Below are 12,298 nucleotides of genomic sequence, written 5' to 3'. Positions count from 1 at the left end.
AAGGAATAGAGGAATGTTTTACCATCGTATAGGGGCTGTAGCAGAAAATCTATTCGATGTTGTTAAGCTGCTCGTTTTATTTTCTTTATTTTGAGTACATATTTTGTTTACGATTTATTGATATAGGATGGCTATTTTAGCAATTCATATTTCCATAATTAAATAGGTAGATGGCTGCTTTAGATCACAATGATATACGGTTGAAAACGATTTCTGTATTTCTATTATTATTTTTATCTAGTTTATTATACACGAAAGTTTTAGCTCAAAGCAACCAGAGGCTAAAGTTTGAATCTGTAGAAGCCATGCGTGCATACTTTAAGTATGCTGAAGGAAAGAAGATCATAAGCGGTCACCGCGGGACTATAGAAGATGGTCTTCCTGAAAATTCTATTGCGGCTTTTGAGGCTGTATTATGTAAAACTCCAGCAATTTTTGAAATAGATCCACGCTATACGAAAGATAGTGTTGCGGTATTACTCCATGATGCAAACTTGGAGCGGGTGACAAATGGGGTCGGTCGGGTGTCGGATTATACATGGGCTGAATTGCGTGCACTTCGTCTGAAAGACCATGCTGGAAATATTACTAAATATCCTATTAATACCCTAGATGAAGTGATTGAATGGGCAAAAGGGAAAACCATTTTAAATCTCGATAAGAAAGATCTACCATTGTCGGCAACCGCAGCTATATTGCGAAAGCATAATGCATATAGCTGGGTTTGGGTAACGGTACATAATGTTGAACAGGCGGCCTACTATTTGGCCCAAAATCCGGATCAGTATATGTCTATGCATATCAAAGATCAGGCAGCCTTAGCTAAATTTAAGGCTTCGGGATTGCCCTATGGTCGGATGATTGTCTATATTGGTCCTGAGTTAAAAGAATCGAATGCAGAAATGTACCGCTTTTTTAATGGGAAAGGGGTGATGTGTATGATTTCGTCAGCGCCAACTTATGACAAACTAACAAAGAAAGAAGAAAGAAGAGAAAAATATAGGGCGATATTCGCCCAGGGTGCATCTATTCTTGAATCTGATTTACCGATGGAGGTGGCAGATGCAATTGATTAATCCAATTCGACGTTATCAGCCAGAAAATTAAAATATTTTGGTGATTCCTCTTCAAAAATCTCTTTTCCTTCCATCATATAGGCGCGAAGAAGGTATTCTTGTGCAGATTCGGTATTAGCTGTTTCCAGGTAACACTGTCCTAATCGTAGCATGATAAAAGGATTTTCATAAGCATTCTCGATGATATTGCCTTTGGCATTTTCAAAGTGTGGAAGTGCGTTTTCGAAGTCGTCCTCTAAGAAATAAGCATCCCCAATGGAGGCTTCCAACCAAAGACTTTCAGCGTGGACATTTTGTGGGCTAGGGATTAAATTGAGCGCCTCAGTCCATGCCCTAATTGCCTCGCGAAAGTTCTCTTCATCACAATAAGCATTTCCCTCTTCACTCAGTTGGTCGATTTTATCTAATATTTGATCATCCATGGCATTCTTTCTTAATGGTCTTTTACGAAGTTAGGAAATAATTGAAAAAAAAACACCTGAAATCTTAAACTTCAGGTGTTCAAAGGGGTAGAAAATACTTTTTTATTTATTCCACCATACTTTGGTGTTGATCACATCATCTCCTTGTTGTGCCAGGGCTGCTTGATAATTTGATCTATTTGTACTTTGTTCCTTCAATGGATATACCAAACGACTTGGTATGGCATCGCCAACTTCGGGATTAAAGGTATAGCTGACGGGTTTGCCATCGATAGTTCCGCTCCAGGTGACATCTCCTTTTTTGATGAGAAATAATGGGTAGCCTGTTCTTCTGATTTCTGACCAAGCTTCTATGCTCTGATTGAAAAGTGCTAAGTATTTTTGGGAAAGCACATGCTCTTTATTAGCAGCTGGCAGTTTGCTGATATAGCTATTAATATCTTCTTGCGATACCCCCCACTTTTCTAGCGAAGCGCGAGTTCCTTTCTCATAATTAGTTTGATCCCAATTGTTATTTTCTGCCAAGAGGAATGCTATTTCAGCGTATTCCAGAAGAACTTCGCCATAGTCAGCCGCGTTGATCGCGTCACTTGGTAAAGATATTTTATCCACAGGGAATAGATTTCCGGCGGCTAAAGGAAGCCCATACGGCTGGCCGAAATAGGCATTTCCCGAGGATGTTGGTTTTGCGAATTTAGACAAGCGAGGATCTGCAATTTTAAAGGGGCCACGTGTACCCTGCAGGGCTTCTATAAGTACATTTGAAACGGCAAAATCTTTTCGGTTGGCTGTCACTGTGGCCCGGAATAGTGGTGCTTCATTGGGTGGAGTTTTAGAATATTTAAATACGGCATTATCGCTGTTAGCGGTAAATACGCCTTTCTTTATCGCATCGGCAATATGCGTTGCTGCCAATGCAGCATCTTTTGCCTTAATGCGATTGGCTATCCGTAACCGTAGTGAATTGGCAAATTTTGCCCAGCTGGCATTGGATCCCTTATAGATAATATCAGCGGTGCCAAATGTGGTTGCTGTTGTGTATTTCGTTAGGGTATCAGCCGCTTGTTGCAGTTCGTTTAGAATATCTTTATAGATTTTTTCCTGACTTGCATATTTAGGCGTTAAGTTGTCTGGGTCCTGTTGCAGGGCTTCAAAATCAGCATCTTTATTTCCGTAAGACTCATAGGGAATATTACCAAAAACATCGGTTAATGATTGAAAAGCATAAGATTTAAGAATTCTTGCAATCGCAATCTGGTTCGCATTGGAACCTGCTGTTCCTGCTGCGGCGATGGCCTTAGTCTTTTCATTTGAATTGAGTTTTATAATTTCATTCAGATTATTGAGCGATTTGTAAGTTGCCGTCCAGTAATTATCGGAATAACTCGTTGGTATTTGATAACGCGATTGATCGGTGTATATATTTTGGGCAAAATATTGTGAAAATAATTGTGCTCCACGTAAACTGACCTCCTCGCTTCGTAAGGCATTAATCAATTGCTTTTCGGCAGTTACCAAAATTGTCGGTGTTGTAACGGTGGCGGGACGGTTAGGATCTGTATTTATATCGTTAAACGTAGACTTAGAGCATGATGTAACAATAAGTGAAGCACCGATTACTGAAGTATATAATATAGTTGATATTTTCATTTTTTTAGAATTTAAGGTTTACATTAAAACCGTAAGTAACTGGAACAGGGATATTACCACCTTCAATACCCTGTACATTACCGCTACTGGAGGTGAATTCAGGATCAATGTATTTACTCTTGGTATAGATATTCCAAAGATTACGGCCATAGACATTGACCCCAATATTTTTAATGACTTTGGCATTGGCTAATTTGAAATTATAACCCAGCGTCACTTCTCTCAGTTTAACATAAGTGGCATCAAAAATGGAAAAAGTGGTAGGGCCATTGTACTCATTGCGCGCCCATTGCTGCGCTGTAATATTGGTGGTATTTTGTTGAACGTTCTCAACGGCATATGTACCGTCGCTGTGGAATGTGACATCGCCTTTGACACCATTCAAAACAACACCCGTTTCACGGATATTATTAGCCGCTGTTTTGTCCAGGATGCCTGAATACATACCAACTTTATACGTTTGGGAGAAAAATTTTCCGCCAACACGACCTGAGACCAAAAATCCTAAGCTAAAGTTTTTGTAGCGGAAGCTATTTTGAAAACCAAAGGTGAAATCAGGAAGAATAGATCCCAGGGGTACCAATTGGGAGGTTTTCATGTAAGTTCCATCCGCCTGAACAACGCGTTGTCCATCTGCTGCATATACAAAGTCATAGCCTAAAAATTGTCCATAGGACTCGCCTTCACGTGCTACTAATTCAACTAACGAATTGCTTAAACTCAATGTATTTACCTGATCGTCTAATTTGATCACTTTGTTTTTGTTTTTGGCCCAGTTAATTGTAGCGTCCCAAGTAAAGTTTTCATTTTTGATTGGCGTGCCATTAAGAACAATTTCGAGACCTTTGTTATTAATTTTTCCTGCATTAAATACTTTGCTTGCGTATCCAAAAGACGAAGAAACAGGGACAGGAAGGATTTGATTTCTGGAATTATTGTTGTAGTAAGTTATATCAAATCCTAAGCGATTTTTGAACAATTGCACGTTCAGACCTGTTTCCCAAGAACTGGTAATTTCAGGTTTTAAATTAGCATTTGGTTTAATACTCGGGAGGCCGTAAGAAGCTTGCCCTTCATACGATTGCTCGGGTTCATAGACCTTATACAGTTGATAAGGATCTGTGTCATTCCCAACTTGGGCCCATCCTAAACGTATTTTTCCGAAACTTAGCCAATCCAATTGTTTGAATGCTTCTAATTGACTAAAGACAAAACTACCTGTTAGGGAAGGATATATAAAAGAGTTGTTATCTGTTGGTAATGTTGAAGACCAGTCATTACGCACTGTTCCATCTAAGTAAAGCAAATCATTATATCCTAAAGAAAAGCTTCCATAAACAGATGCAATGCGTCTGTGATATTTAAAGTTGTCAATTTTGACTGAATTCGCATTTTTTAGATTGTAATAATTTGGAATAATTAGACCTCCTTGTGTAATGGCATAATCTTGCTTGCGCTGCTGGTCACGAAGATTGGCTCCGATATTTCCAATAAGTGAGAATTTATCCCAGTTTTTTTTTGCTGTGGCTAAAAATTCATAATTATATTCGTTTAGTTTATTGCTTGTCTCTTCATATTGTGAAGTGCTGCGAGAGTATACAGCGATACGGTCCTGAGATTGGAACGAATAAATATCTCCATGTACTTTAGCTCCTAAGGAAAGCCAGCTATTCAAGTCATATTGTAATCCAATATTTCCATAAAAGCGGTCTCTATTATCTTCCATATAAGACTCGTAAGCAGACCAGTAGGGGTTATCGATAAAGCGCGTTGCTTCTGCTGTAGGTGTATTTTGCCATCCAGTACGATTCCATGCTAATGGAGTTCCATCCTCACGTTTATAATTTTCTAATATCTTGTAATCCACTTGTACTGCTCCCCATTGGAATGCCTCGAGGATAATATTTCTGTTGGATGCACCTGTCCATGGGCGGCCTACGGATGCGTTACGGATGTAGTTGAAATTAGAATTAATTTTCAATTTGCCCAGCTGTGTCCCTCCCGAAAAGTTAAATGTATTACGACCTAAACTAGAATTCGGAGTTGTTCCTTTTACATTTTTGTTCGTGTAGGAAAATCGGTAATTTGTATTTCCACTATTGCCGGCGATAGCAAAATTATTGGTATTGGCTACACCGGTCCGAAAAAAATAGCTAACATCATTTTTTGGATAAAGCCATGGCGACGGATTCAGGTAATTGGATTCGTCTTCAGGGTTTAAATTATACCACTGCAAGACAGGTGTACCATCGAGTTTAGGGCCCCAGCTTTCATCTGCAGCGTAGTCTACGATTTTATAGTCTTTACCATTGATATTTTGAGTCTGAAAAACAGTAGAATAACCCTGGCCGTATAAATGTTGTCTTTTCGGAAGCCGGACAATATTCTCAAAATCAACACCAGTGTTTAACGAAATATCTATCTTTTCCCCTTTTGATGCACGCTTCGTCGTAATTAGTATAACTCCATTAGCGGCTCTCGAACCATACAAGGCAGCAGCAGAGGGACCTTTTAATACGGAGATGTTATCGATATCGTCAGGATTGATATCTTGTATCATATTACCGACGTCTTTGCCTGCACTTCCATTAATGGTCGATGAGGAGTTTAAATCGGTGTTATCAATTGGAGTACCATCAATAACATATAACGGTTGGTTATTTCCCGCAATGGAATTGATGCCCCGAAGCAAAACGTGGGAGGATCCGCCCATGTTGCCACCGGATGTAGTCACTTGAAGACCAGCAACTTTTCCTGATAGTGCACTGAGCGCGTTAGTGGGACGTGTTTGAAGTTCAACAGATTTGACTTCTTGGACTGCATATCCTAATGATTTCTTTTCGCGCGAAATACCTAGGGCGGTTATAACAACTTCATCCAATTGGGAACTCGTTGGTGAAAGCTGGATTGTTGTGAGTCCGCCTGGATTGGTTTGGACAGTTTTGGAATCAAAACCAATATATTGAACCTGGATACTGATAGAATTACCATTTGATGGTAACTCAAATAGGCCATTTGCATCCGTTTGCACCTGTTTTTTACTTATTGTTTCTGTAATCGTTGCGCCTTGAATAGGGGCATTGTTGTTGTCGATTACTTTTCCTTTTATGGTGGATTGAGCGTATAGCGTGCCCGTGCTTAAGCAAAGCGCTGCCAGTACGACAAAATCTATGTTGTTTTTTGCCATATTAATTTAATGATAATGAGTGGATTTTTTTGTTTGTGGTTATAGGAGATCGTTTGAATCGAACTGGAAAACATCTCCTAGAAGCATTCGTTTTACAGGTATATGTATTGCACTGATTTTCATGTGTTAAAAAATGTTAATGCAAATATATAAAATCCATCTAATAACTATACTTTATTTTTTGTTTTTTTGTAAATACGATGTCAGAATGTTTATAATAAACTCGCTGGCTAGCTGAGACTACCATTGTAACTTCAATGACATACTGAACGATATCATTGTCATAAAATATACTCGTTGGCTCGATGGAATTACTTTTATAATACTAATGGAATACCAACAAGGCACCTTTGTCGTATAGATACAGTTATAGTTTAAGTATTCATAACGTATGAATGAAGTGTAGCTATGGGTATATAAGCTAATGTTTAACCAGTACCTTATTTTTGCTAGAAGCGTGTTTGTAAGATGGTGACTATGGATAATTTATGGAACAATACAGTGGAAGAGGGAATTTCCTTGTGGATTAACAAGAATAGGATAACGGTCTGAAATAAAGCAGGGTATCTCGTTTATGGATCCCCTGTTTTTGTTTTAATGGTCAATGTTTACTTTATAGATTGTCTCGGCTTCCCCATCATCAAATTGTCGGATTTGCTCGATGAGTGTTTGTTTCATCTTAGTGACTATGTGCTGATAGCTTGGGTCCTTATAAACATTTCGAAGCTCATTCGGATCTTTTTCAAGATCGAAAAGCTCCCAGCTTTCGACCCGCTTATAATAACGGATAAGTTTATAACGGTCGTCCCTAACGCCAAAATGTGGGCTTACGGCATGTTCACCATTTTCAAAATAATGGTAATATAGATCTTTGCGATGCTCTTCTTTTGTGTTTTTTAGAATATGGACAAAGGATTTTCCCTGCATGTCAACAGGTTTTTTGATCGCTGCCAACTCGAGTAAGGTTGGAGCGATATCAGCATTTACCAATTTTGCTTCGATTTTTGTCGCAGGTTTAATCAATGGGGGATAACGCATTAACATCGGTGTCCGGAATGACTCTTCGTACATCCATCTTTTATCAAACCAACCGTGTTCGCCCATATAGAATCCCTGATCCGAAAGATAGATTACGATGGTATTTTGGCGGAGAGATTTCTGATCCAGGTAGTCCAATACTTTACCTATATTGCGATCCATAGATTGAGCGGTATTGAGATAATCGATCATATAACGTTTGAACTTCCACTCGGCAAGTTGTTTGCCTGTTAGCTTGCCTTGTTGCAGTTGTTCATAAATTGGTCGATAATAGGCGATATAATTGTTTTTCTGATCTTGGTCCATTCGTTTGAAATTACCGTCATTCATCATTTCTTCTAATGAGTTGAACATTTTGAGATCATAACCCATCTTCATATCCTTATCGATTGACATTTCCTGTAACGCGGCGGCCTGTCTGCTTTGGTAATTATCATAAAATGTCGCTGGTAGGGTAAAATTCACGGTATCATAGGTTCCGAAGTCTTTTGGGTCGGGCATCCATGTGCGGTGTGTCGCCTTATGACCGATGACCAGACAGAAGGGCTTGTTTGAATCTAGGGTATCCAGCCAATTGATCGATTTTTCCGTCACGATATCTGATACATAGCCTTCAGCGCGCTTACGCCCTTGTTTGCTGATGAAATCGGGATTGAAATACGTGCCCTGACCCACCAGGATATCATAATAATTAAATCCCTGAAGCTTTTCTCCTAAATGAATTTTGCCCACCCAAGCTGTTTGATAGCCCACCTGTTGTAACTGTTTGACAAATAAATCCTGGTTGAAGTCAAATTCGGAAGTTTCATTGTCCTTAAATCCATTCTTGTGGCTATACTTGCCTGTTAGTAGTGTGGCTCTGGCTGGACCGCAAATGGAGTTGTTAACATATGCATGGTTGAAAATCGCACCTTCGGAAGCAATACGATCAATTTGCGGCGTTTTTCCATACTTTGAACCATAGGCGCTAATGGCTTGATAAGCGTGATCATCTGATATGATGATAACCACATTGGGCTTATTTTGCGCAAGGGCCTGACTATACATTCCCAGTAAAACTAGTCCCATGGTGATAAATCTGAACTTCATAATAAAAAAAAGATGTTTGGTTTATTGATTCAGGAATAAATATAGCCTTTATTTAGTTGATGCGTTCATCGGTAGGGGATAAAAAAACACCTGAAGTGGGGAACCTCAGGTGTTTAACCTAACCAATTATTAACCTAAATTTATGAAAAGTATACTTTTTAAAGTATAGAAAGTTATATTCAATATTCATGCCATTTTGAGTTCTGACCTACTATAGTTTTTCTTTTGTGTTATTTTTGTTACTAAAATTACTTCTTAAATTTGTTTTAGTAATATTAATAGACTATACTTTGTTGTTTTGTGATAATTAATAAATTATTTTGGTTTACTTCAGTAAACCAGCTATATATAAAATTCATGTCAGACAGAATCGGAGTATTTTAGAAAGAAGGGTTTATAAATGAGGGATGAACTTCGGACCAAAAAATAAATCCCTGTTTAATACAAACAAGGATGGTTAGATTGGTTAGAAATATAATCGGAACAATTCGTCCCATTCGGCATCTAGACTACCAGTATATACTGCCTGTCGGGCTCGATTATACCAATAGCGGGCATTCCAAGGATCTCCTTCCTTGCGGTGAAGGTAAGCATGTACGTGAGCGGCTTCAACACCATCTAGCTGATCGATGAGGTCGTGTGCGGTTTTCCAATCACCTTTTTTGTCATACCACAATGATTTTTGTACAGCAGACCAGTGATGATTAGGACTGTCTAATAATTGAAATTCTTCTATTGTCATTTTGTTAATTCTTTGCTCCAGATTTCATAAATATCATCTCCTTTAGAGCTTTTTCCACTGTGATGCCATTTGTTATCTTCCAGCTTTCCATTAAAATTCAGTTCTTGCCCCACCTTATTATTGTCTCTTGAAAAGAATTGTATTGTTTCTGTGTAACGATTGTTTTTGTAACTGTAGCGTCCGCCACCGGTTCCATAAAATCCTTTTTGGGCCGGATTAATGGCAATCCATTGGAAGTAACCGTCGACCAGAATCTTTATTGTTTTGCGATCTGCTTTTGGAATCTCGTGCATCTTTGCATCTTGTTGTCTACCCGTAATTCTCCACAAAGCATCTAAATCTTGGCTGATGGTTTTCTGTTTGACAAAGATCTTGTTGGAATCGGGCAACTTTATCTGGATATTACCTTTTTCGGTTTTAACATACAAGTTGGTTGATTTACCGATATCGGTACTGTCTTTCGTGTCATATTCGATAACTACACTGATCGTGTTGTCTTGCTGCTGGATTGCGCCGCCCCAAGTATAACCAAAATGCTTATTGGTCACATCATATTGTATGAAAGAAAGGTAGTGATTCTTGATCAAAATTAGGTTTTTGGTGGTTCCTGCCGTGGAAATATATGCGCCATCAGCAAGTTGTGCCTTAGCTTGGAAATGTACAGCTACAAGCGATAAGCACAATAGTAAAATACAGTTTCTCATAACAAATCAAAGCATGTTGTCTTTTAAAGATACAAAATAAAAATGTTGAATAGTGTACTGGGGATTGCAGACTCATAAAAAAGGCTGATTCTTTGTCAAAGAATCAGCCTTTTTTAGCGGAATATATGATTTATTTGAATTTACTCGCTAATGCGGCAAGCTTACTAGCCATATCCGTTTGCGGTTCTGGCTGTCTTTTGCCTTCATTTCTCTTATTCTTTGGAAGAACAGGTTTTTCATCTGTTTTCATTGATAAGGCAATACGGTTACGTTTCTCATCCACCTCTGTAACCGTGACTGTGACATGTTGTTGTACTTTGATCACCTCATGTGGGTCGGAGATATAACGGTTGGACAGTTGGCTCAGGTGAACTAAGCCATCTTGATGTACGCCAATATCAACAAAAGCGCCAAAGTTGGTAATGTTGGTCACGATGCCGGGAAGTTTCATGCCAATACGTAAATCGCCAATGCTATTGACACCCTCAGTGAATGAAAAGGCTTCAAACTTTTCCCTTGGATCAAGACCGGGTTTGGCTAGTTCATTAAGAATATCATTTAAGGTTGGTAGACCCACTTCCGCAGAGATATAGTTTTTCAACGGAATGGATTTTCTTAATTCAGCATCTTTGAGTAAGTCTTCTACTTTTTTACCCAGGTCTTTTGCCATTTGCTCGACCAGTGCATAACGCTCAGGGTGTACAGCAGAAGAATCCAATGGATTGGCAGCATTTCTTATCCGAAGGAAACCTGCAGCTTGTTCATATGCTTTGTCACCAAGTCTAGGTACCTTTTTCAATTCTCGACGTGAGGAAAATGGGCCGTTTTCATTTCTATATTTAATAATCTGCTGCGCTAGAGATGGTCCTAGCCCAGAGACGTATGATAATATCTGTTTTGAGGCGGTATTCAGTTCCACACCTACCGCATTTACACAGCTGATGACGGTATCGTCCAACGATGTCTGTAGCTTATTTTGGTCTACATCATGTTGATATTGGCCGACACCGATAGATTTTGGATCAATTTTAACCAACTCGGCCAATGGATCCATTAATCTTCTTCCGATTGATACTGCACCGCGTACGGTGATATCATGGTCCGGAAACTCTTCACGTGCTGTCTCTGATGCAGAATAGATTGAAGCTCCACTTTCATTGACCATAACAATGGTCACATTGTTGAGGCCCAGTTTCTTTACAAAGTCTTCAGTTTCACGTCCTGCCGTTCCATTACCGATTGCAATGGCTTGAATATCGTGTTTGGATACAAGATAGTTGATTGTCTTTTGTGCTTCGGCAAGTCCATTTGCGCCATTGTGTGGAAAAATAGCCGTATTTTCTTTTAGCTGGCCTTGTTCGTCCAACACAACGGTCTTACATCCAGTTCGGAAACCGGGGTCTATTGCAAGTAATCTTTTTTGTCCCAATGGTGCTGCTAAAAGTAATTGACGAACATTGTCCGCAAAAACTTTGATAGCCTCTTCATCCGCTTTTTGACGGGTCAATACACGGATTTCTGTCTCCATAGAAGGTTTCAATAATCGCTTATAGCTATCTGTCAATGCCAATTTTACTTGTGCGGCAGCATCGTTGGATGCTTTTATATAAAGTGATTCAATGGTCGGAAGGATATTTTCTTCATTGATGTCGATATCCAGATAAAGTAATTCTTCTTTTTCGCCACGACGCATCGCCAAAACGCGGTGTGAGGGGGCGTCTTTTAGCGATTCGGACCACTCGTAATAATCTTGATATTTAATAGCCGCTTCTTCTTTTCCCGGAATCACTCTGGACACGAATTCAGCCTTTTCTAGGAATATCGCTCTTGATTTGGATCGTACTGTCGCATCTTCCGCAATGATTTCAGCAATGATGTCTCTTGCTCCGGCTAGTGCTTCGTCGCTATTGTTTACTCCTTTTTCTGCATCTATTAACGAACTTGCAAGTTCCAGATAATCTGTTTTTTCCTGCGCCAAAAGAAGATCTGCCAGTGGCTGAAGTCCTTTTTCGCGAGCGACGCTGGCTCTTGTTTTACGTTTGGGTTTGTAAGGCAGGTAGATGTCTTCCAGATTCGCCATCGTCTCGGCTGTCATGACCTGTTGTTCAAGTTCAGGTGTCAATTTACCCTGATCATTGATGGATTTTAAAACAGCTTCTTTACGTTTATCCAGATCCTTCAGTTGTTGGGAACGATCTCTGATGTTTGTAATCTGAACCTCATCCAGACTTCCTGTCATTTCTTTCCGATAACGGGAGATAAATGGAACAGTAGCGCCTTCTTCTAATAGTTGAATTGTCGTGCGAACTTGTTTTTCGCTTATGGATAGCTCGTTAGCAATAGTAATTTCGTGTGATAATAAGCTCATTGTAGATTTTACTTTAAAAAGG

The 12,298-nt window shown here is 39.3% G+C and carries 8 protein-coding genes; 1 reads left to right on the top strand and 7 read right to left on the bottom strand.

What is annotated here, in order from left to right:
- Positions 1-170 precede the first annotated feature (170 nt).
- Positions 171-1,076 (top strand): glycerophosphodiester phosphodiesterase family protein, encoded by a 906-nt coding sequence (locus LC454_RS06170; RefSeq protein ID WP_223580668.1) that lies wholly within the window; start codon positions 171-173, stop codon positions 1,074-1,076.
- Here LC454_RS06170 and LC454_RS06165 read toward each other — a convergent pair.
- The 7 genes from LC454_RS06165 to LC454_RS06135 form a co-directional block, all read right to left on the bottom strand.
- Positions 1,073-1,498 carry a hypothetical protein gene (locus tag LC454_RS06165; protein ID WP_223580666.1) on the bottom strand — a complete coding sequence of 142 codons (426 nt, stop codon included), beginning with the start codon at positions 1,496-1,498 and terminating at the stop codon, positions 1,073-1,075. The two genes, LC454_RS06170 and LC454_RS06165, sit on opposite strands and share 4 nt — an antisense overlap.
- Before the next feature lie 102 nt (positions 1,499-1,600).
- On the bottom strand, positions 1,601-3,148 hold the full coding sequence (locus LC454_RS06160; RefSeq protein WP_223580662.1) for a SusD/RagB family nutrient-binding outer membrane lipoprotein: 1,548 nt from the start codon (positions 3,146-3,148) through the stop codon (positions 1,601-1,603).
- A 4-nt stretch (positions 3,149-3,152) separates the two neighbouring features.
- A complete protein-coding gene (locus LC454_RS06155; protein WP_223580661.1) occupies positions 3,153-6,335 on the bottom strand; it encodes a SusC/RagA family TonB-linked outer membrane protein in 3,183 nt (1,060 codons plus the stop codon).
- Between the two features lie 594 nt (positions 6,336-6,929).
- On the bottom strand, positions 6,930-8,462 hold the full coding sequence (locus LC454_RS06150) for a sulfatase (protein ID WP_223580660.1): 1,533 nt from the start codon (positions 8,460-8,462) through the stop codon (positions 6,930-6,932).
- Between the two features lie 466 nt (positions 8,463-8,928).
- Positions 8,929-9,204 carry a hypothetical protein gene (locus LC454_RS06145; RefSeq protein ID WP_223580658.1) on the bottom strand — a complete coding sequence of 92 codons (276 nt, stop codon included), beginning with the start codon at positions 9,202-9,204 and terminating at the stop codon, positions 8,929-8,931.
- The gene (locus LC454_RS06140; RefSeq protein WP_223580656.1) at positions 9,201-9,908 is read right to left on the bottom strand and encodes a hypothetical protein; all 708 of its coding nucleotides are present in this window, start codon (positions 9,906-9,908) and stop codon (positions 9,201-9,203) included. The genes LC454_RS06145 and LC454_RS06140 overlap by 4 nt, the downstream gene beginning before the upstream one ends.
- A gap of 130 nt (positions 9,909-10,038) precedes the next feature.
- The gene (locus tag LC454_RS06135) at positions 10,039-12,276 is read right to left on the bottom strand and encodes a Tex family protein (RefSeq protein WP_223580654.1); all 2,238 of its coding nucleotides are present in this window, start codon (positions 12,274-12,276) and stop codon (positions 10,039-10,041) included.
- Positions 12,277-12,298: the final 22 nt, after the last annotated feature.

This window comes from Sphingobacterium sp. GVS05A (assembly GCF_019969845.1).
Classification (GTDB): Bacteria; Bacteroidota; Bacteroidia; order Sphingobacteriales; family Sphingobacteriaceae; genus Sphingobacterium.
Note: the sequence above shows the minus strand (reverse complement) of the source record. Positions and strands in the feature narration are given on the sequence as shown.